Source organism: Nocardia sp. NPDC056000 (genome assembly GCF_042269265.1).
Lineage (GTDB): Bacteria > Actinomycetota > Actinomycetes > Mycobacteriales > Mycobacteriaceae > Nocardia.
The window spans coordinates 125,433-144,911 of record NZ_JBHJXS010000009.1 but is presented as its reverse complement, the minus strand read 5'-3'; the positions used below and the strand labels follow the sequence as shown (position 1 = coordinate 144,911).

Below are 19,479 nucleotides of genomic sequence, written 5' to 3'. Positions count from 1 at the left end.
GTTGACGAGAATGCTGAACGACCACAGGCCGACAACGACCATCGATTTCTTCGGAATGTATCTGGCTCACGACGCGTGCATGCGCGATCTGATCCGCCTATCGGCCGCCGTCGCCGAGGACCGCCTCGGGCAGCGATCGGTGCGCGTCGGATGGGAGACCTTCCTGCGCCAGCTCGACCGGCATCACAGCACCGAGGATGCGGCGCTGTGGCCATTGGTGCGCGCCGCGGCCGATGATCCGGCGGATCTGGCGATCCTGGACGAGATGGAAGCCGAGCACGAGGGCATCGTGGACCTGCTGTCCAAGGTGGAATACGGTGTCGCCAATTCCGTTGGCGCCCAGCGCTTGCGAGCCGATGTGGACGCACTGGCCGCGGCGCTCGACACCCATTTCACGCATGAGGAACAGGTGGCCCTGCCGCTGATCGACCGCACCGTCGGCGGCCGCGGATGGGCCGCGTTCGGTGAGGAGATGCGCAAGCGCAACGGCACCCGCGCCATCACCGAATATCTGCCGTGGGCGCTGGATGACGCGCCCGCCGAATCCAGGGCCAAAATGCTCGGTTTCATGCCGGGCGCCGTGCGCGGCCTGTACCGCTATGTGCTCGAGCCGCGCTATGTCAGTCGGCGTCGCGGTTGGGTGTAACCGATTGGTGCGCGGTCATTCTCGCGCGGATGCGGTCACGGGGTGCGGGAGAACACCGCCACCAGGAAGTCCGAATCGTCGGTGAAGGGGCGCAGATCCCAGGTGGCGAGCTGCAAATCCAGTGTGAGACCGGACTTTTCGGCGTCGGCGCGGAATTCGGGGAAGTCGTAGCCGCGATCGGCGCCGAAGCCGGTGACCACCCGGCCGGTCGGGGCGAGATGCCCGGCAAAACCGGAGAGCACCGCTGCGCGCGTGGACGGCGCGAGGAAGGTCATCACGTTGCCCGCGCACACGATGACATCGAAGTCGGCGGCCACACCGCGTCCCGGCAGGTCCAGTTCGGCGAGATCGCCGACCAGCCAGGTCGGGCCGGGGTAGTCCTGTTCGGCGGCGGCGATAAGGACGGGATCGATATCGACGCCGACCACGGTGTGCCCGGCACCGTGCAGATATCCGCCCACGCGGCCCGGACCGCACCCCGCGTCGAGCACCCGGCTGCCCCGGTCGAGCATGGCATCGACCATGCGCGCTTCCCCGGCGATATCGGTGCCCTCGGCCGCCAATGTCCGGAACCGCTCCACGTACCAGGTCGAATGCGCGGGATCGGCAGCGATGAGCTCCTCCCAATGGCTGGGGGTACGACCGCTCATCGGCTGCTCCTCGTGGTTCGGACGGTGTCGGGTCCACTGTGCCACCACCGGCTTCGAGGGTTCGCGCCCGGTGGGAGGTGAGCAGGGTTCGGCATCAGGACACAGCCTGTTCGAAAGCCGGATCCAGTCCGGCGGCCGATCCGGTGGAGCGGAACCGCTGCTGATACTTGCGCGGCGAAATACCCAGGCGCGCAATGAAAGCCCGGCGCAATGCCTCGCTGGTGCCGAATCCGGCCGCCATGGCGGCCTCGGTCACGCTCTGCCCGGCGTGCAACATGTCCCGCGCCAGGCAGAAGCGGATATAGGCGACGTACTCGGCAGGGGAGCGCTCCACCTCGGTGCGGAACAGGCGGGTGAGATGGCGGACGCTGACCTGACCGTGCGCGGCCAGGGTTTGCACAGTGTGCGGGTACGCCGGATCCGCACAGATCAGGTCGATCACCCTGCGCACCAGCGGACTTCGGGCGGCAGGCCCGCTCAGCGATGCCGAGAACTGCGATTGCCCGCCCGCGCGCTGCATGTAGACCACCAGTGATTGCGCCACGCGCCGCGCGACGTCGGCACCGTGATCCTCCTCCACCAGCGCCAGCGCCAGATCGACCCCGGCCACCACTCCGGCTGAGCTGTAGAGGTTTCCATCGCGCACGAAGATCGCGTCGGGATCCACCGCGATCTTGGGAAAGCGAGCCGCCAGATCCCTGGTGAACTTCCAATGCGTGGTGGCATTGCGACCGTCGAGCATGCCGAGATCGGCGAGTACGAAGGTGCCGCTGCACACCGACGCCAGTCGGCGGGTATTCCAGGACAGATACCTGGTTGCGGCCAGCACTTCGGGCGTTACGAACTTGGACGGATGCTGTTCACTGCCCGGAATCACCACGGTATCGAACGATCCGGAGTCCGCCGCCGCGCCGCTGACCTGGATTCGCGCCCCGATCGAAGTCTGCACGTCGGACCCGTCGGGCGAGACCAGCACAACCTCGTACCCATCGACCGATTGGTTGGCCTCGACGAATACCTCCGCAGGACCGGCGAAGTCGAGCATTTTGACACCGTCGAAAACCAGGATCCCGACTCTGCGGCGTAACGGCGCGGTGCGATTGGAGGACATGACAACCATTATTCTGGAGTCATGCCTCCAGAACAAGGCGCGGGAGCAGCCCGGACGAACCGATTGGTACGGTGAGGCATGGCACGGCCGCGGCAATTCAATGAATCGGACCTGCTCGACGCCGCGACGGAGCTGTTCTGGGCCAAGGGCTTCGATGCCACGTCTGTGGAAGATGTCTCACTCGCGACGGGTGTCGGCAACGGCAGCATCTACTCCGCCTACGGCAGCAAACGCGGGCTGTTCCTGGCGGCCTTCGAACGGTACTGCGCTCGCCGCGCCCGATTCATTCGCGATGTCATCGTCACCGCGCCCGGCACGCCCCGCGCGGCGGTACGCGCGCTGCTGGAGGCTGTGGTGAATGATTGCGCCGCGCATCCGGATCGCCGCGGCTGCCTGATGATCAACTCCATCGCCTTGTTCGGTGACCGTTTTCCGGAGGTCGCCGCCATCGGCACCCGCACGACCACCGCCATGGAACACGGTGTCGCCGAACGTCTTCGGCCCGCCATCGCAACGGCAGGCGAGGTGGACGAAGCGACCCTGTCCGCACTCAGCGCGCATATCGTCATGGTCGCGCAGGGCCTGATTCAGTTGAGCCGCTTGGGAACTCCCACACCTCGGCTACGCGAGTTAGCCGAGGTCTCGTGTGCCGCGCTGCCGCGCGACTGGGCCGATCGACTCGTGCCCGCGGCCCCAGATCACTGATCGTGCTGACGACCGCCTCAGCGGACGTATTGGAAAACCTGCGGATTCGGCATGGGGGAGGGCTCGCCCGGTCCGGGCGGTTCCGGGAATGGTGCGGGCTGGCCCGGCGAGGGCGGTTCCGGGAATGGTGCGGGCTGGCCCGGCGAGGGTGGCTCCGGGAATGGTGCGGGCTCGCCAGGGGCTGGCGGTTCCGGGAAGGGCCGCGACGGTTCGGGCACGGGCGGAACCGGGGCAGGTGACGGCGGTGTCGGCACGGGCGACGGTGGTGCGGGCACCGGCTCGATGGGCGGCTCGGTCGGGATGGGCTCGGGGGGATCCACGGGCGGGTTCGGGAGCGTGTCCGCGTGCCAATTCAGGTCTTTCATGACCGCGTTGAGGCGCAGCAGCGTGGAGTGTGCGCTCGGGGTCTCATCGGTGAACTGCGTGCTCGGTGTCTCACCGTAGGATTCGTCAAAATTCATCACAGGCTCCTCGAAGAATTGCAGGACATCGCGGGATAGCCACCGGGTGCGCGGTTATCGAATATCGCGATGCCGGGTCGGTGGGGTGCGCTACTTACCGAGCGCCGTGGCGAGCTGGGCCTTCGTCATGGTGGAGCGGCCCTTGATATTTCGCTGGCGAGCCTCGTTGTAGAGCTGGTCGCGGGTCAGACCTTTGGGACCTTTGCGGCCCGACCGCTGCCCACCGCGCTGCTGCGGTGATTTGCCCTCCAATGAGGTTCGGCTGGCGGTTTTCGTCTGCCCTGCCCGGGCGCGGTTCTTATTAACCGTGCGCGCAGCGATTTCCTCGGCGCGTTTCTCACTCTGACCGCGATCCTCGGCCGAATCCCGGATGTGTTCGTATTGCCGTTCCTGCTTGTCGGTCCATTCCTTCGGCATGGCGTCCTCCTGATCGGTGACACCATCGCCGTTCCCGGAACGCCCGCGCCCAAACGTGCGGGACGGAATTGCCGTATCGCGAATCGTGCTTTCAGCTGTCGTGCTCAGGTGCGCGCTGTGCGGTGTGATTCGGTACGCGTGTGTGCATCGTCAGCAGAATGTGGTCGAATGCCGCGATTGTGGCGGGTGGCGCCTGCGGTACCTGCGGCAGTTCGAACAGCAGTTGCGCGGCCAGCACTCGCAGTTTTGTGTTGGTCTCCTGCGAACGCCAGGTCAAGACCTTGAATGCCTGTTCGGCGTTGATGCGGTACATGCGCATGAGCACGCCCTTGGCCTGTTCGATCTCCGCGCGGGCCTCGATCACCTCGGGCAGGGTGGCGTGCAGTGTTTCGTGTTCGATCTCCGCCAGCATCTCGCCGAGGTCGATATAGAAGCCCGCGGTGCCGACCGGTATTCCCTCGTCGTCGACGATGCGGTCGGCGACCACCATCACGGTGTGCTCGGCCCCGGTGACATCGATGAAGCGGTGGCGACTCGAGAACGGCGTGCCCTGATCGATCGATCGCGCGATGGCTTCGGCGACATGTTCGCGATCCTCGGGATGCTTGTGCGCCAACAGCAGATCGGTGGTCGGTTCGATCTCGCCCGGGGTATAGCCGTGCATCCGATACACCTCGGGGGACCACTCCCACCGCTGCGTCGCGAACCAGAACCGGAAACTGCCCGCACCGGGACGACTCACGCGCGCGTCACCACCCGCAAGGGCTGCGGCAACGGTCTGGTCCAGTGGTTCGTTCACCGTCCAATTATCGCCCCCACCAGCCCTTTCATCCGGTAAGTCGGCTGTCCGGTCTTGATTGAGATCGCATCGTCACAGTCATGGCCGGTCGGGCGCGCCCGAGCGCGTGTCCTCCGGCGAAATCCGCAGTCCGCCTTCGACGATCGCGTGGGCTACCGCGCGCAGGTGCAACTGATTCGTGCGGGCATACCGGCGGATGAGCTGGAACGCTTCGTCCATGGGGATGTCATTGCGGGTGGCGATCATGCCTTTGGCCTGTTCGATGATCACCCGGGAATCGAGCGCGTGTTGCAGTTGGGCGCTGAGCTGATGGAGCTGAGTGAGTTTGTCGGCGTTGACCAGGTACCCGGTTGCCATATCCGCCAGCACGCAGGCGGCTTCGAGCTCGGTTCGATGCCAGGCGCGGACTTTGCTGTCATAGAGGTTGACCGCGCCGATGCTGTTCTCGCCCAATCGCATCGGGATACCGGCGGCCGCGCGAAGTCCGTGCCGGGCGGCGACGGCGGTGTACTCGGGCCACTGCGGCACCCGCTCGGCCAGATCGGTGATCGGTGCCGGCCTGCCGCTGCGGAACGCGGCCACACACGGCCCCTGCTGGGTCGTTTCCTGACACTGTTCGATCGCGGCGATCGCGGGGTTCGGCGCTGTCACGAACCGCAATGATCCCGCTGATTCGAGGGATACCCCGGCCCCCGCGAGCTCGAGCACATTCATCACCGCGTCGACGAGTTCATCGAGCGCCGTGGCCATGTCGTAGTCGGTCGGCAGCAGACGTGCGAAGCGGGACAGCGCCCGCAGGAACGCTTCACTGTCGTAGGGCATACGCACCTCCGTTCGTTATTCGCCATAACGGGTACCCCTGCCCGCGCGATCGACACCCGTTTCCTGTTCAACGGGGTCGCGGCCTGACGTTCAGAGCTCCCGGACGCCCTGATCGCTTGGGGTGAGGCCGAGTTCGGTGAGCAGATCGCGGATGTGGGTGGCGATTTGGTCGCGGATGGCGCGGACCTGGTCGATGCCCTGACCGGCGGGATCGTCGAGTTTCCAGTCGCGGTAGGAGACGCCGGGGAAGTAGGGGCAGGTGTCGCCGCAGCCCATGGTGATCACGATCGTGGAGGTTTCGACGGTGTCGGGGGTGAGGATTCGCGGGGTTTGGTCGATGATGTCTATGCCCAGTTCGGCCATGGCCGCGACGGCTACGGGGTTGAGGGTGTCGGCGGGTGCTGTTCCGGCGGAGCGGACTTCGACGCGCTCGCCCGCGAGGTGGGTGAGCAGGCCCTGGGCCATTTGTGAGCGGCCGGCGTTGTGGACGCATACGAACAGCACACTTGGTTTGATGGATGTCATTGCGAGATAGTGCCTTTCACTTCACGGTGCCGGAAGGGACGACGACATCGTCGGCAGCCGTGGATGGTGCGGGGTAGAAGTAGGCAATCGCACCGAGTCCCGCCAACGCGCCCAGCACTTGGGCGGTGATGAACGTCGGGGCCGAGGTGGGGGCGATTCCGGCGAAAGTGTCGGTGAAGATCCGGCCGATGGTGACCGCGGGGTTGGCGAAGCTGGTGGAGCTGGTGAACCAGTAGGCCGCGCCGATCCAGGCGGCGACCGCCGCCGGGGCCAGCGCGGAGCGGCCGGTGCGGGCGAGGGCGAAGATGAGCGCGATAAGTCCTGCGGTGGCGACGATTTCGCCGATGAAGTGGCCGGTGTCGGCGCGGGTGTGTGTCGAGATCTGGGCGGCGGACTGGTTGAACATGACGTTCGCCAGCACCGCGCCGGTGATCGCGCCGCCGGTTTGCGCGAGGCAATACGCGCCCGCGTGCGATGCTGTCAGGCCGCTGCCGGTGCGGCGGCCCGCGAGCCAATCAGCCAGGGAGACAGCGGGATTGAAGTGCGCTCCCGAGACCGGACCGAAGAGCAGGATCAACACCGCGAGACCGAAGACCGTCGCGGTGGAATTCTCCAGCAACTGCAATCCGACCTGATTCGGTGAGAGTTGCTGTGCGGCAATGCCGGAGCCGACGACGATCGCGACCAGGGCGGCGGTGCCGATGGCTTCGGCCGCCAGCCGCCGCGCCAACGGCGGGGTGCCGGAGTCGCTCATGCGCGCGAGAGGGTGGAAGCGGCGGGCGCGAGGATGTCGGAAAGACGTTGCAGCGCTTGCGGAACAACCCGGTAGTACACCCAGGTGCCGCGCCGCTGCGAGGTCAGCAGGCCCGCCTCGCGCAGCACTTTGAGGTGATGGGAGATGGTGGGCTGGGTCAGCTCGAACGCGGGAGTCAGCTCGCACACGCAGACTTCCTCGCCGCCCGCGGCGGCGATCAGCGACAGCAGGCGCAGCCGGATCGGATCGCCGAGCGCCTTGAACGCACTCGCCAGGTCCACCGCGGTCTCGGGGTCCAGCGGCGACGACAGCGTAGTGGTGCAGCAGTCCGCCGAGGCGATCAACGGGAGTTCTTGTTTCGACACTCGTCAATATTGACAGATATCGATACAGTGCGCCACACTTGCATCGATAGATATCAATACAACCCGGTGAACGTGGTGATTGACTTGCTCCCGGGTGCGTCGAAAGGACGTGAGTCCCATGCCGGAGCCCATCGATCAGCTGCGTGAGACCGTGCGTGAGCGCTATGCGGCAGCCGCCCTCGCGGTCGGTCACGGTGAGACTGCCCAGGACTGTTGCGGTAGCGAATGTTGCGCGACCGGGGCGATCGACCTCGATGAGAACTTCGGTGCCAGCCTGTACGCGGCGGGCGACCGCGATCAACTGCCGATCGCCGCGGTGGCCGCCTCGCTCGGATGCGGGAATCCCACCGCCGTGGCCGACCTGCGTGCGGGGGAGACGGTGCTGGACTTGGGGTCCGGCGGTGGGATCGATGTGCTGCTCTCCGCGCGCCGAGTCGGGCCGACGGGTAAGGCGTATGGCCTGGATATGACCACCGAGATGCTGGCCCTGGCGCGGGCCAACGCGGCCAAGGCCGGAGCGGCCAACGTCGAGTTCCTCTACGGCACGATGGAGTCGATCCCCTTGCCGGACAACGCTATTGACGTGGTGATCTCCAACTGCGTGATCAACCTCTCGACCGACAAACCGGCGGTATTCGCCGAAATGGCGCGAGTCCTGGTCCCGGGCGGCCGGATCGGGATCAGCGACGTCGTAGCCGAAGACACGCTGAGCCCCGCTCAGCGCGCCGAGCGCGGAGACTACGTCGGCTGCATCGCGGGCGCGCTGTCGTTCACCGAATACCGAGATAACCTCGCCGCAGCCGGATTCGGCGAAATCGAAATCACCCCAACCCATTCCGTGGCGGACGGCATGGTCTCGGCGATCGTCAAGGCGGTGAAGCCCGCGCCCGAAACCCCTTGCTGCGGGCCGAGTTGCTGCGAGTGATACCCACTATTGGTGGGTGGGGTCCGGCCAGGATCCGATCGAGCGGGAGCGGACCGGTTCGATGAAACGCGGTGCGAGGGTTTGCTCGTAGCCGGGGCCCCAGTTCGTGGGTGTGCCGGACATGGTGACGGTGGCATCGTCGGTGTACCAGTCGACCAGGTCCGAGTCGGAGCGGACCAGCCACGTGCAGCCCTGGTCGGCATCGGCGGTGAAATCGCCGTGCCGAATGAGCGCGGGACGCCAGAAGTACGTGCCGGGCCACATTTTGCCGAAGTTGTAGTCGAACCCGCCGTCGAGGCAGTACGCCTCCTCCGAACAGGGGTGGTGCGCCAGGGGCGCTTCACGCCAACCCGGTTTGGCTTTGATGAGACGGCTGTAGAACCCGGTCTGTTCGTCGCGGTGCAGCATTTTGATGTACAGGCCGGGGACTGGAGTGCCACCCAGGTCGAAACGCATTGGGCTGCCGTCTTTCACATCGATCCACGGCATGTCGGCGGAGTTCAGGATGACGAGTTTCTGGTCCGGGCGGACGAATTCGCGATCGCTGTCGGCGAGATCGAAGTGCCAGTCACCGTATTCGCGGAACAGCAGGATCTCGGTGCCCGCGGTGACCGAGATCGGCGGTGTGAGTACGCCGGTGGGGGCCATCCAAAACCCTTCGGCGCCGAGCACGGTATCGCCGATGGTGACCTGACCGGACAGGACGTACCACTCGGTCTCCGCGTGGTGCACGCCCGCCGGGCGTGACCAGTCGGTGTCGAAACGCACCTTGAGAGAGGCTGATCCGTCTTCCTCGTCATAGCTGAGGTGGCGTTGGGTGGCGTTGCCGGTGGCGTGTTCGAACTCGGCGAAGTGGTCGATGAGGTCGCGGTCGTCGATGAGCTCTACGTGTGGACGCATCGGTCCTCCTGGGTGGAGCGGTATTTACGATACAAAATGTAGTTGTTATCAATAACCAAAACAAGATGTATCGTAAATTTCATGACCGGACCCGGACGCCCCTCGGGGCCAGCCGCCGATACCGAGGCCCTGGTGCTGACCGCCGCGCTGGAACTGCTGCTGAGTGAGGGCGCGACAGCGCTGACTCCGCAACGGCTGCACACGATTACGGGTGTGGCCCGCACAACGATCTACCGGCACTGGCCGACCCCGCTCGAGGTGCTGGCGGCATTGATCGCGGTGGCTCCCCATCAGCGGTCCGCGCCCAGCGGGGATCTGGCGGCGGATCTGCACGCCGAGGTCGACCTGCTGTGTGATCGTCTGCGGGACAAGCCCGTTGCCGCGTTCCTGCGCGCGCTGATGACGGCCTCGTCCGCAGACTCCGGCTACGTCGAATTGCGGCGGCGCTATGTCATGGATCTGCTCGAACCGTTTCGAGCGGCCGTGCGCGCGCTGGACGCGGGTGATGAGACCTACGCCGAGGATGCCGCCGCGTCGATCGCCTCCCCGCTGCTGGTGGATGTGCTGCTGCTCGATCGCCCCGTGGCGCGCGAGCGCGCGCACCGCGCGGTGGACGATCTGCTGGCCAAAACCACCGCCCCCTGACCTTTCGCCGAAACCACAGCGCCGCAAGGACTTCGCCATGACCAATGCCGTCGGGCACCGTGCCGTATTCGGTGTCATCGTTCCCAGTACGAACACCGTTGTGGAGCACGATTATTGGCGTGCCGCCATACCGGGTATCGCCTATCGCGCGGGGTCGATGTACATCCCGAACCCGGTCATGGGCGATGACAAGGATTTTCAGGGACTGCTCGGGCAGATCCGCGCCTCCATCGATACCGCCGTGCGAGATGCGCTGACCGCCGAACCCGATCGCATGGTGATGGGGATGTCCGCCGAAACCTTCTGGGGCGGAGTGCAAGGCAACGCCACCTTCGAACAACGACTGCGGGATCGCACCGGACTGCCCGTCACCACCGGTGCGAGCTCCTGCCGTGCCGCGCTGCGGGAACTCGGCTGCCGGCGCATCGCGGTCTTCTCGCCCTATCAGCCGATCGCGGACAGGGAGGTCGGCCGCTACTTCACCGAGGCCGGTTTCGAGGTCACCGCCATTACCGGCCTGCGCTGTCCGACCGCGATGGATATCGCTCGGGTACCCGATGATCGGCTGCGCGAGATGGTCGCCGACATCGACAGCGCCGACGCGGAAGCCATCGTCCAGGTCGGCACCAATCTGTCCTTCGTGGCGCTCGCGGATCGGCTCGAGGCCGAACTCGGCAAACCCGTCATCGCGATCAACAGCGCCACCCTGTGGCATGCGTTGCGCGAGCACGGGATCGACGATCGGATCGAGGGAGCCGGGCAGCTCCTCCGCGAGCACTGACCATCGCCGACGGTCTTACGACCCGGGCAGCAGATCGGCGGCGAGCCCGTTCGATACCAGGTCGCGGGCCTGGAGTTCGGTGGAACCCGCTGTCCCGGTAACGAAGTCGTCCGACCAGTCGAGTGCCAGCGTGCGCAGCGCGGCGGAATTGACCGGTGCCGGGGTACCGCAGAACAGGGTGCCGAGCAGATCGCTGCTGTCACCTTCGGCATCGGTGTGCGCGCCGCCGTGCAGTCGGACGCCGACGAATGGCCGGTGCAGCTGGGATTGGACGGCGGCGGTCCCCAGGCCGAAGCTGTTGCACAGCGCGGGCGGCGCGGAGATCGTGAGGATCGGCAGGCCGGTGGGATCGAGCCCGGACAGTGCGCGGGCAATATTGTCACCGACGAAGGATTTGACCGGATCGAGCAGAATTACCCCGCGCAGACCGCTCCAGGCGTCCGGATAGGTGCTGCGGATGCGATCGGCCACGAAGGTGACGGCTTCACCGCCTGCGGAATGCCCGAGGAAGATCAGATCGCGGGGCAATGCCGGGGCGGGCAGCCCCGCCCGGCTCGCCGCGGTCGCCAAACTGGCCGCCAGTGCGCCACCGGGATCGTGTGCGGTGCCGAACAATTCGGCGACATGGTTCAGGAATCCGGAGTTGTCGCCGAGGTTCTGTAGCGTGCATCCGGAGATCTGGACGAACGGCAGGCTGGGCGTGAAGACCAGATAGCCCGCATCCGCGAAACTCCGGGCCAGTGCGCCGACCTGGGCGTCACTGCGGGCAAAACCGTGCTGAACCCATACCAGCGCACGCGGCGTTCCGGTGGGCAGATACCAGTCGGCGGTCTGGTGCAGTGTGTCTGCGGCACAGCCGATATCGACGCTGCCGGGCAGCTGGGTCGCGGCGGTGGCGGGTGCCGCGGCGGCGACGGCGAGGAGGGCGGTGGCGACGGTGGTCAAGACCGGGCGTCGAAGAATCATGGTGACTCCCGCGGAGCGTGCCGTTTCCTGTGGCGAAATGGCGTTTCGATGATGCGAGATCATTAGCACCCACCGGAAGAGCGCTGTCAAGCGGTGCGCTGAAGTGTGGACACCTTCGTGATTGATCGCTATGTTTCCATGTGTGAAACGCCGTTTCATTTTTGAACGGGGGTGGTGATGAGATCCGCGCTGTACGTACCGGGTAATCGTCCGGAACTCTTCGAGAAGGCGCTGACCGGACCGGCGGATGTCATCCTGCTGGACCTCGAGGACGCGGTTCCGCTGTGCGACAAGGACTTCGCGCGAGCCGAGGTCGCGGCCTGGCTGCGCACGCTCATGGATGTCCGGCGGCGGATCTGGGTGCGGGTCAATACCGGTGACATCGGTGCGGCCGATCTGCGCGCGGTGGCGCAACCCGCTGTCGCCGCGATCTGTCTGGCGAAAACCGAATCGGCGCAGCAGGTCAGGGACGTCGACGTGGCATTGGGTGCACTCGAGGTTCGTCCCGGTTCGATCGCGATCTGTGCCCTGCTCGAAACCGCCGCCGCGATCCTGGCCGCACCCGAGATCGCCGCCGCCCCACGGGTGTCCCGTCTCCAGATCGGCGAAGCGGACCTGCGCGCCCAACTCGGAATCACTCCCGGTGCCGACGACCGTGAGCTGCTTGCCCTGCGAACCCAGGTGGTACTTGCCAGCGCCGCCGCCGATATCGCGCCGCCGCTGGCACCGGTGAGCACCGACTTCGGGAACCTGGACGCGTTCCGCGAGTCCACCCGAGCACTGTGGCGCTTGGGATTTCGTGGCCGAGCCTGCATTCATCCCGCACAACTGCCGATCGCCAACGAGATCTTCACACCGAGTCCCGATGCCGTCCAGCGCGCCCACGCCCTGATCCTCCGCTTCGAAAACGCTTCCGGCGGAGTAGTTCTGGACGATGCGGGCCGCATGGTCGATCAGGCCGTCATCCGCCAGGCGCGACGCGTACTCGACGACGCCGGGTGATCGGAAACCCTGCCGGGTGCGCTCAGCTCCGCAGTTCGTGCTTGGGCGAATTCCCGTAGGTCTGTTTGTAGAGCTGCGCGAAACGGCCGGGATTGGTGAATCCCCAGCGGGCGGCGATGAGCGCCACGGTATATCCGTCGCTGGGCTCGGCCGCGATCAAATCCCCGCGTGCGCGTTCCAATCGGACACGTCGCAGATACTCCAGGGGAGTCATATCGTGCTGCACCCGAAACGCGTTCTGCAACGCCCGGACGCTGCTACCGGCCTGCGTGGCCAATTCGGCAACGGTGATCGGTCGGGCGGGATTGGCATGGATATAGTCCACCGCCCGCTGTACCGCCGAACTCGGCACCGCGCCCGGACCCGGTTGCAGGTGCAGGTCCATCGTGGTGTTGGGAAAGACCGCCAGGGCCGCCGCCGCCAGCGTGCGGGTGAGGTTCTGCACCACCAATTCGGTCAGCACCGGAGAGCTCGGATCGGTGAGTTCATGGTGGGTGAGATCGAACAACCGGCCCCAGAATCGTTCACTGCGTGCGTCTCTGGGCTCGAGCGAGGTGAATTGGAAAGCGGTGGGCTCGATTCCCGACTGCGCCGCCAATTCGGTGAGCAGGGCATGGGGGATATGCAGCAGATTCACATCGTGGCTGTCGCAGTCCGCGATGATCGGCACTCCGAACGGAAAAACCACGAGATCATTGCGATGCTGCTGAAAGTCGCTTCCGCCGCCGCGTAATCGGGCCCGTCCACGCAGTGACCGTTCGAAGTAGACGTGGTCCTGCAGTGGCGCGATATGGCAGCTGTAGCCGATGGTGCTGCGAATCTCGGTGGCGATGACCTCACCCCAGATCATCGCGCTGGTGCGGACGCGGCATTGCGGTGGGGCATTCCAAAAGCGCAGTGCGTTATCGGAGTACATCTGGGTCACGAAGGCGACGGTCTCCTCCGCATCGCGCGACAGAAGCTCCTCCCGACGCGCCTCGATCATCCGATGCATGGTCATTGCTGAACCTCATTCCGGTGGAAGCTCGCGACTCGCAAGCAGTATCCGCCGGGTTGCTCGTGCGGGTGCGGGATTCGGTCCTGTCCGGAAAACGATGCGCGATTCGAGTAGTTCTGGCCAGTTCGCGCACAACGGTTGAGCGCACCGAATTCGGTTCCTATCGTCAACCTCATGCATCCGGTTGGCGATGACGGTTTCCCCTGCGAGCAGGGATTTCGGCGATGACCACCATCAATGAGGGGCGGGTGCTCGCATCCCTGAACGCTGGAACAACACCATTGAGTCTGCGCGGCCTGGAGACCGAAACACAGCTCAGTACGCCGGTGATCCGCAGATCGCTTGCCACGCTGATTCGTTCGGGCCTGGTCGAACAGGCAGACGGCCCGCCGCAGCGAAGCTGGCAGCTCAGCGCCCGCGCCCGTCGCTGGCTGGACACCACGATAGGCCGTGCGGCGCTGGATGTTCCGGCCATCTCCCCGTAGCGCGTCAACCCCTTCGGACTGTGAACCGCGGGGTGTCGCAGATTACTGATCTTGCTGGACCCCAAGGGAATTCGCCAGGAATATGGCCATTGCCTCCGCATCTTGATGGGAAAGTGCTGGTAGAGAGTGCGAGTTGAGATATGGGCGGCGACCGCCGGTTCGGCGACGCCAGGTGTGTTATTGCCCTTACGGCGACAGGGTGCACACCCTCGACGTTCGTGGAATGCCAGGCCCGACTACTCGACCCGATCGGATTCGCCGCAGTGCAAAGAACCAGACGTGATCGTGACGTGGAAGCCAGCCGGATCCTGGATGCGATCGACGCGCTCATCAGCGGCTCGTCACAGCGCACACGTGCGGCGCGATTGACGGTGGCGGAGCTCATCGCCGAGTCCGGCCTGCGCCGCGATGTCGTGTACGAGCACGCTCCGCTCCTCGAATACTTCCGCGTACAGGCGCGTGCCCGGGAGGACGGTCCGTCGGTCGCGCGGGAACTGCTGGATCGACACCAGGCCCTGGCCCGGGAGTACGCGGCACTCGAAGCGGAACTGGATGCCGAGCGCAGAGCCAACGCACGACTGCGAACCTTGTTGGCGGAGATGGTGGTTGAACTTCGGGCCAACGTATGACGGGGCCGCGCTCAATGGTCTCGTAGCAGCGCACCCGCGTTCTCGATACGGTCGTTGATGTTGTTGTCGCGCAGTGCCATCCACCAGGTGGCGGCATTGATGGCGATGACCGGTTTGCCGAGCCAGCGTTCGGCCTCGTCGGCCAGGCTGACCATCGACAGGTTGGTGCCGCATTGGATCAGGGCGTCGATATCGTCGGAGTCGACTTCCCGCAGCGCGGTACGCAACTCGTGCTCGGTCACGTGGGCTATGGAAACAGCTGTGGGGCAGCGCAATCCCTTGATGGCCGCTACTTCGAAGCCGAGTTCGCCGAAGAAGCGGATGACGTTTTCGTCGCCGATGGGCTGATAGGGGGTCACGACGCCGATTCGTTTGGCGCCGAACAGTTCCAGGGCTCGGCGGCAAGCTTCGGCGCCGGTGGCCACCTCGAGGCCGGTGACGTCGTGGATCTGTTTCACGAATTGGCGGTTGCCTTCGATTCCGCCCCAGAAGGTTTCGGCCGACATGCCCATGACCATGTAGTCGGGTTCGCAGGTGAGAACGCGTTCGCAGGCGGACACGATCTCGGTGCGGATCTGCTCCAACAGGCGATCCATGCCGGCGTCATCGCTCATGTTCTGATCGCGGATGTGGATGCGGGCGAAATGCGAGGTCACGCCGGGCACGGTCATGCGGTAGAAATCGGGCTCGACGATGGTGTTGGTGGAGGGGGCGATGACGCCGAATTTGCGTCTCCAGCCCAGGGCGTCGGTCAATGGATCATCTCCTGGTCTTTGGGTGCGGCGTGCGTGGCCGAGAGTCGCCAGGCGGCGGCCAGGAACGCCACTTGCGCGGCGGTATTGCAGAGCTGTTCGATCCACTGCAATGCCACCGTCTGATCGGGGCGTGAGGCGAGCGGGCCGAGCAGGAAGAACACCAGTAGCTGGATGCCGAGCAAGGCGGCCGAGACCGTGTCGCCGCGCGCACGGGCCAGGCCGATCAGGTGAATGCTGGCGATGGTGGCGAAGACCGTGGTGCTCACCAGCATGGGCAGGGTGTCGCGCGCCAGGATCGCGCCGAGCGCGCACGCGGCGATCAGGCTCGGGACCAGAATCGCCAGCCAGCGCGGAACCCGGCCCGACCCGTCCCGCAGCAATGCCACTGCCAGCAGGCCGAATCCGAGGGTCAGGAATGGGAAGAGCATGCCGCGCAACCAGATCAGCTCCGGACCACCGGCCGCCGCGATGAGTTTCGCAGTGGCCTTGGCGATTCCGCCCACTCCGAGCAGTGCTGCCGCAACGCGGACGGCCGGACCGTTCGGTGCTATCCGATGCAGCAGCAATACGCCGTACGCGGTGCACAGGACCGGTACGTAGTCCTCGATCGCCAGGGAGATCGGATAGTCCACCGTGCTCATGCGTCGAACAGTTCGCGTCGGCGTATCGGAGCCAGGGCGAACCGGCCGATCACCTTCGAGGTGGTCAGCCAGCGCACGTGAGCGCCGTTGCGGGTTTGCGTGACCGCCTGCTCGGCCAGCCAGGGTGCGACGGTGTCGACCGTATCGGCGAGGATATTGAAGACCCTGCGCGCCTTGGCCAATTCGGCCGGATCGTCGTACCCGTGGGTGAGTAGATCGGTGACGACCATGCCGGGGCTGAGCAGTCCAACCGAGACGCCCGGAGGAGTTTCCGCCGCGAGGGCTTTGGTCAGATAGGTAACCGCGCGTTTGGTCGCACCATAGGCGGTCAGGCCGGGGACGGTGCGCCCGTCGCTGCCGAGCCCTTCCATATTCCAGACGTGACCCCCACCCGCGGCGGCCATACCGTTCATCGCCACCGCCGAACCGTGCAGCACGCCCAGCAGATTGGTGTCGACCACCGCGCGCGCTGTCTCGACCGGCAACTGCCACAGCGGCTTTCGCTCGTGCGAGATTCCGGCGTTGTTCACCCACACGTCGACTCGGCCGAACTCGCAGACCGCCGCGTCCCAGAACCGTTGCAGCTGTTCATGATCGGTGACATCGGCGACGGCCGCGAGCACATCGCCGCCGAGTTCCGCTCGGACCTTGTCCACTCGTTCGGGATCGACGCCGCACAGTGCAACCCGATGTCCGTTGCGCAGCAGCGCCTTTGCCATGCCCAGCCCGATACCGCGGGTGCCGCCGGTGATCGCGACGGTACTCATGAGCGCTCCACTACGCCGTGCAGGATCGCGGTCAGGGTGTTGTGCTCGAACACCTGGTACACCACCGCGAGCGTATTCCCCGAACCCATTCCGGGTTCGGCGTCGATCATGTATTCCCGCCCGCTCACGCGGCGTCCGTCGGAGGTGTGCCAGCGCACGAAATTGGCTCGGCCGTAAGAGTTTCCATTGCCCCATAGGTCGGGGCCTTCGTGGAACGAGCGCACGCCGTCCCTGCGCACGGTGGCACGCCAGTTCGCGTCCATTGCGCCCGAGATGATCACCCGATGGTCGGCCGCGAGCAGATTGGTCGGCTCGATCTCGAGTGCCATGCGCACCGTGCCGAGGGACTGTTGCGCCGCGCTCCAGAGCTCGAGCTCACCCGCGTAGCGGCTCTTATCCTTGGTAGGGACGGTGAACACGACCGGACCGCAGCGGGTTTCGGACTCCAGACGCTGATCGGTCAGATCCGGATCACGGGTGTAGACGCCATTGAACACCCCCACCATCGCCGGACCCTGATACAGCACCGACGAATACACCTGTGTGTCGCCGAGCGTGTGGTTCCAGGTGTTGAGCGATACCTGCCAACCCGGCCCGTAATAGTTCGCGTCCACGAATCCGCCATAGGGTTGCCCGGATCCGAAGAAATCGGGTCCGGTGTAGAGACGATCCTGGTCCGAGTCGCGCACCCCGAACGCGAACGGTGCGCCGAGCGCGAATCTGCCCGCCAGCTCACCGCCGCCGGTGAGTCCGCCATCCATGTAGTAGGTGGTGTTCCCGTTCTCGAAGACCGAGGAGCGTCGAATATCCTCGAACCCGCGCCAGCTGCCCTGCGCGTCGAAAAGCGAAGGGCGGCCTACCCATTCGCCCTGGATCCGCTTCTGGAACTCGCTGGGTGACAGCGTGGCCGACTCATTCATGAGACCAGCTCCCCGCGCACCCGCTCGGCCTGTTCCTCGCCGAGCAGGGCACTCACTCGCGCCCACACCGGATCGACCTCGGGACTGAACAGATTGGCGCGATTCGCCAGATCTCGGGCCGCGAGATCCGCGACCACGTCGGGAACTCCCTTGTGCACCAAGCTGAGCCAATGATCCAGGTAGCGTTCCACGGTGCCGTCCAGTGCGCGGAACGCGTCCTCGGACGCGCGGCACACCACCATCCACGGCGACATCATGGCCCGCTGCCGGGGGCCGATGGCGGCCTGGGACATCCCGTCGATATCCCACGCCTGGTCCAGCAGTGGACTCAATGGTGCGAAAACCTCGTCGAGATACTCGAGGTTGACCGCCAGATCGACCCGCGGGATCAAATCCAGGTGCATGGCGAAGTATTCGCCGCCGTGCACCGAGTCGAGGGTGAAATGCGGTACCGCACTGTCACTTTCGGTGAAAGCGAAGATCATATGGCTGTCCAGGCCGAGCTGCGGCACCACCAGATCGACCGTCACCACCTTGTCGATCGGTCCGCCGCGCAGTACACGCAGCCGTCCGACGGGTTCGGGGGATATGGGACTGGTCAGCGCCAGATCCTCGCAATCGCGAAGCTCGAAAGAGGAGATCAGGGTGTCCAGGGTGCGCTCGCTGAGCGCGGCGGGCAGACTCATTGCGGATTACCTCCGGTGCGGGCCTTGTGCACCCAGGCACTGGCCAGTTCGGGATTGTCGCGGCGGGCGGGCGAGGCGATCACCGTCGCGGTGCGGCGCGGGGAGTCGCCGGTGATGATGTCGTCACCACCGACCCACCACCCCTGTTTGATCAGCTCCAGCCGCCGACGCCGGTAGGCGACCTGGAGACTGTCGCTGCGCACATGCAGCTCATCGGACAGGTCGAACGGCAGCAGCTCCGGGCGCTGCGATTCCACCACGGGCCGATCCTGGAGCAGAATCTTCTCGATTCGTTTGCGCGCGTTGGCATCGGCCCACGCGCCGGTGAAGAAGTTGCGATAGCCCAGGATCTTGATGAGCGTGCGGTCCTGCGAGAGCGGGATATTGAAGTCGTACAGCAGCAGATCCCCGATCGGCAGCCGCACATGCAGTTTCACGATGTTCGGCAGATACCAGGCATTGGTGACGGTGACGTACTCCGCGCGCTCGCGCCGCCGGGCCAGCAGCCCCCACAAACCCTTGGGCAGCGGCGGACTCAGCTGGATATCGGCCTCGGCCGACCAATCCGTCTGCTGGATACGGAAATCCGGGATCTCGGGCTTATCCGGATTCCCGAATGAGGTGCCGTGCACGAACGGTGTGTGCGCCGCGTCGACGACATTCTCGAAGGCCCGTTCGTAATTGGCCTCGATCTCCATCTCGAACTGGACCATGCGGAACGAGGGGTCCTCGTGCTCGGGAATGACCGGAATGGGAGGCCGCTCGTCCTCGGGGAGATCGCCCAGGAACGCCCACACCATCCCATACCGTTCGGTGGTGGGGTAGGCGTCCACCCGCGCCTTGCGTGGAATCTTGCGCTCCTCGGCATTGGCCGGGATCTTCACGCACACGCCGTCGGAATCGTACTGCCACCCGTGATACGGGCACGCGATGCAGTCCCCGGTCACCGTGCCCATCGACAACGCGCCGCCGCGATGCACACACAGGTCCGAAAGGCACACCGCCGCACCGGATTCGGTGCGATACAGCACGAAATCCTGGCCCAGGCAGGTCACTTTCCGGGGCGTTCTGCTCACCCTGTCCGCGAATTCCAGTGCGTACCAGAAGTTCTTCAGCATCGTCTCG

The 19,479-nt window shown here is 65.5% G+C and carries 26 protein-coding genes; 8 read left to right on the top strand and 18 right to left on the bottom strand.

The window, feature by feature from the left end; translation table 11 throughout:
• Positions 1–10 precede the first annotated feature (10 nt).
• Complete coding sequence (locus tag ACFC4D_RS25925) at positions 11–646, top strand: hemerythrin domain-containing protein (RefSeq protein ID WP_376067239.1); 636 nt, start codon at positions 11–13, stop codon at positions 644–646.
• 35 nt (positions 647–681) lie between these two features.
• Here the strand turns inward: ACFC4D_RS25925 and ACFC4D_RS25920 are convergent, their stop codons facing one another.
• Both ACFC4D_RS25920 and ACFC4D_RS25915 read right to left on the bottom strand, forming a co-directional pair.
• Positions 682–1,296 (bottom strand): class I SAM-dependent methyltransferase, encoded by a 615-nt coding sequence (locus ACFC4D_RS25920; protein ID WP_376067237.1) that lies wholly within the window; start codon positions 1,294–1,296, stop codon positions 682–684.
• A 94-nt stretch (positions 1,297–1,390) separates the two neighbouring features.
• Positions 1,391–2,407: a GlxA family transcriptional regulator gene (locus ACFC4D_RS25915; protein WP_376067234.1), complete on the bottom strand. Its 1,017-nt coding sequence runs from the start codon at positions 2,405–2,407 to the stop codon at positions 1,391–1,393.
• 78 nt (positions 2,408–2,485) lie between these two features.
• Between ACFC4D_RS25915 and ACFC4D_RS25910 the strand changes: the two genes are divergently transcribed.
• A complete protein-coding gene (locus ACFC4D_RS25910) occupies positions 2,486–3,112 on the top strand; it encodes a TetR/AcrR family transcriptional regulator (protein WP_376067231.1) in 627 nt (208 codons plus the stop codon).
• Positions 3,113–3,129: 17 nt separating this feature from the next.
• Here the strand turns inward: ACFC4D_RS25910 and ACFC4D_RS25905 are convergent, their stop codons facing one another.
• From ACFC4D_RS25905 to ACFC4D_RS25875, 7 genes are all read right to left on the bottom strand, one after another.
• On the bottom strand, positions 3,130–3,573 hold the full coding sequence (locus ACFC4D_RS25905; RefSeq protein ID WP_376067229.1) for a hypothetical protein: 444 nt from the start codon (positions 3,571–3,573) through the stop codon (positions 3,130–3,132).
• Positions 3,574–3,663: 90 nt separating this feature from the next.
• Entirely contained in the window at positions 3,664–3,990 is a 327-nt protein-coding gene (locus ACFC4D_RS25900) for a plasmid stabilization protein (protein ID WP_376067226.1), read from the bottom strand.
• A 91-nt stretch (positions 3,991–4,081) separates the two neighbouring features.
• Positions 4,082–4,789: a PAS and ANTAR domain-containing protein gene (locus tag ACFC4D_RS25895; RefSeq protein ID WP_376067223.1), complete on the bottom strand. Its 708-nt coding sequence runs from the start codon at positions 4,787–4,789 to the stop codon at positions 4,082–4,084.
• Between the two features lie 78 nt (positions 4,790–4,867).
• Positions 4,868–5,611, bottom strand: coding sequence for a GAF and ANTAR domain-containing protein (locus ACFC4D_RS25890; protein ID WP_376067221.1), 744 nt, complete (start codon positions 5,609–5,611; stop codon positions 4,868–4,870).
• 90 nt (positions 5,612–5,701) lie between these two features.
• On the bottom strand, positions 5,702–6,136 hold the full coding sequence (locus ACFC4D_RS25885) for an arsenate reductase ArsC (RefSeq protein WP_376067218.1): 435 nt from the start codon (positions 6,134–6,136) through the stop codon (positions 5,702–5,704).
• A gap of 16 nt (positions 6,137–6,152) precedes the next feature.
• The gene (locus tag ACFC4D_RS25880; RefSeq protein WP_376067215.1) at positions 6,153–6,890 is read right to left on the bottom strand and encodes an aquaporin; all 738 of its coding nucleotides are present in this window, start codon (positions 6,888–6,890) and stop codon (positions 6,153–6,155) included.
• Complete coding sequence (locus ACFC4D_RS25875) at positions 6,887–7,255, bottom strand: ArsR/SmtB family transcription factor (protein ID WP_376067214.1); 369 nt, start codon at positions 7,253–7,255, stop codon at positions 6,887–6,889. The genes ACFC4D_RS25880 and ACFC4D_RS25875 overlap by 4 nt, the downstream gene beginning before the upstream one ends.
• Before the next feature lie 118 nt (positions 7,256–7,373).
• Between ACFC4D_RS25875 and arsM the strand changes: the two genes are divergently transcribed.
• Complete coding sequence (gene arsM, locus ACFC4D_RS25870; RefSeq protein ID WP_376067213.1) at positions 7,374–8,180, top strand: arsenite methyltransferase; 807 nt, start codon at positions 7,374–7,376, stop codon at positions 8,178–8,180.
• A gap of 6 nt (positions 8,181–8,186) precedes the next feature.
• On the opposite strand, the gene ACFC4D_RS25865 is transcribed toward arsM, so the two are convergent.
• The gene (locus ACFC4D_RS25865) at positions 8,187–9,080 is read right to left on the bottom strand and encodes a DUF4437 domain-containing protein (RefSeq protein WP_376067211.1); all 894 of its coding nucleotides are present in this window, start codon (positions 9,078–9,080) and stop codon (positions 8,187–8,189) included.
• Between the two features lie 81 nt (positions 9,081–9,161).
• Here ACFC4D_RS25865 and ACFC4D_RS25860 point away from each other — a divergent pair, with 81 nt between their 5' ends.
• Positions 9,162–9,725, top strand: coding sequence for a TetR/AcrR family transcriptional regulator (locus ACFC4D_RS25860; protein WP_376067209.1), 564 nt, complete (start codon positions 9,162–9,164; stop codon positions 9,723–9,725).
• 37 nt (positions 9,726–9,762) lie between these two features.
• Entirely contained in the window at positions 9,763–10,506 is a 744-nt protein-coding gene (locus ACFC4D_RS25855; RefSeq protein WP_376067208.1) for an arylmalonate decarboxylase, read from the top strand.
• 15 nt (positions 10,507–10,521) lie between these two features.
• On the opposite strand, the gene ACFC4D_RS25850 is transcribed toward ACFC4D_RS25855, so the two are convergent.
• A complete protein-coding gene (locus tag ACFC4D_RS25850; RefSeq protein WP_376067207.1) occupies positions 10,522–11,472 on the bottom strand; it encodes an alpha/beta hydrolase in 951 nt (316 codons plus the stop codon).
• A 177-nt stretch (positions 11,473–11,649) separates the two neighbouring features.
• On the opposite strand from ACFC4D_RS25850, the gene ACFC4D_RS25845 reads away from it, so the two are divergent.
• A complete protein-coding gene (locus ACFC4D_RS25845; RefSeq protein ID WP_376067206.1) occupies positions 11,650–12,474 on the top strand; it encodes an HpcH/HpaI aldolase/citrate lyase family protein in 825 nt (274 codons plus the stop codon).
• A 22-nt stretch (positions 12,475–12,496) separates the two neighbouring features.
• Here the strand turns inward: ACFC4D_RS25845 and ACFC4D_RS25840 are convergent, their stop codons facing one another.
• Complete coding sequence (locus tag ACFC4D_RS25840) at positions 12,497–13,474, bottom strand: helix-turn-helix domain-containing protein (protein WP_376067204.1); 978 nt, start codon at positions 13,472–13,474, stop codon at positions 12,497–12,499.
• 221 nt (positions 13,475–13,695) lie between these two features.
• Between ACFC4D_RS25840 and ACFC4D_RS25835 the strand changes: the two genes are divergently transcribed.
• On the top strand, positions 13,696–13,956 hold the full coding sequence (locus ACFC4D_RS25835) for a helix-turn-helix domain-containing protein (protein ID WP_376067203.1): 261 nt from the start codon (positions 13,696–13,698) through the stop codon (positions 13,954–13,956).
• A gap of 290 nt (positions 13,957–14,246) precedes the next feature.
• Positions 14,247–14,585 carry a hypothetical protein gene (locus ACFC4D_RS25830; RefSeq protein ID WP_376067201.1) on the top strand — a complete coding sequence of 113 codons (339 nt, stop codon included), beginning with the start codon at positions 14,247–14,249 and terminating at the stop codon, positions 14,583–14,585.
• An 11-nt stretch (positions 14,586–14,596) separates the two neighbouring features.
• On the opposite strand, the gene ACFC4D_RS25825 is transcribed toward ACFC4D_RS25830, so the two are convergent.
• From ACFC4D_RS25825 to ACFC4D_RS25800, 6 genes are read right to left on the bottom strand one after another with little or no spacing between them, the layout of a single operon-like run.
• Positions 14,597–15,340 carry an arylmalonate decarboxylase gene (locus tag ACFC4D_RS25825; protein ID WP_376067199.1) on the bottom strand — a complete coding sequence of 248 codons (744 nt, stop codon included), beginning with the start codon at positions 15,338–15,340 and terminating at the stop codon, positions 14,597–14,599.
• Positions 15,337–15,981, bottom strand: coding sequence for a hypothetical protein (locus ACFC4D_RS25820; protein WP_376067197.1), 645 nt, complete (start codon positions 15,979–15,981; stop codon positions 15,337–15,339). The genes ACFC4D_RS25825 and ACFC4D_RS25820 overlap by 4 nt, the downstream gene beginning before the upstream one ends.
• Positions 15,978–16,748, bottom strand: a complete 771-nt coding sequence (locus tag ACFC4D_RS25815) for an SDR family oxidoreductase (protein WP_376067194.1) — start codon at positions 16,746–16,748, stop codon at positions 15,978–15,980. The genes ACFC4D_RS25820 and ACFC4D_RS25815 overlap by 4 nt, the downstream gene beginning before the upstream one ends.
• On the bottom strand, positions 16,745–17,668 hold the full coding sequence (locus ACFC4D_RS25810) for a hypothetical protein (protein ID WP_376067191.1): 924 nt from the start codon (positions 17,666–17,668) through the stop codon (positions 16,745–16,747). The genes ACFC4D_RS25815 and ACFC4D_RS25810 overlap by 4 nt, the downstream gene beginning before the upstream one ends.
• Positions 17,665–18,354: a hypothetical protein gene (locus ACFC4D_RS25805; RefSeq protein ID WP_376067189.1), complete on the bottom strand. Its 690-nt coding sequence runs from the start codon at positions 18,352–18,354 to the stop codon at positions 17,665–17,667. The genes ACFC4D_RS25810 and ACFC4D_RS25805 overlap by 4 nt, the downstream gene beginning before the upstream one ends.
• Complete coding sequence (locus tag ACFC4D_RS25800) at positions 18,351–19,472, bottom strand: Rieske 2Fe-2S domain-containing protein (RefSeq protein WP_376067187.1); 1,122 nt, start codon at positions 19,470–19,472, stop codon at positions 18,351–18,353. Before ACFC4D_RS25800 ends, ACFC4D_RS25805 begins: the two co-directional genes overlap by 4 nt.
• Between the last annotated feature and the right edge of the window lie 7 nt (positions 19,473–19,479).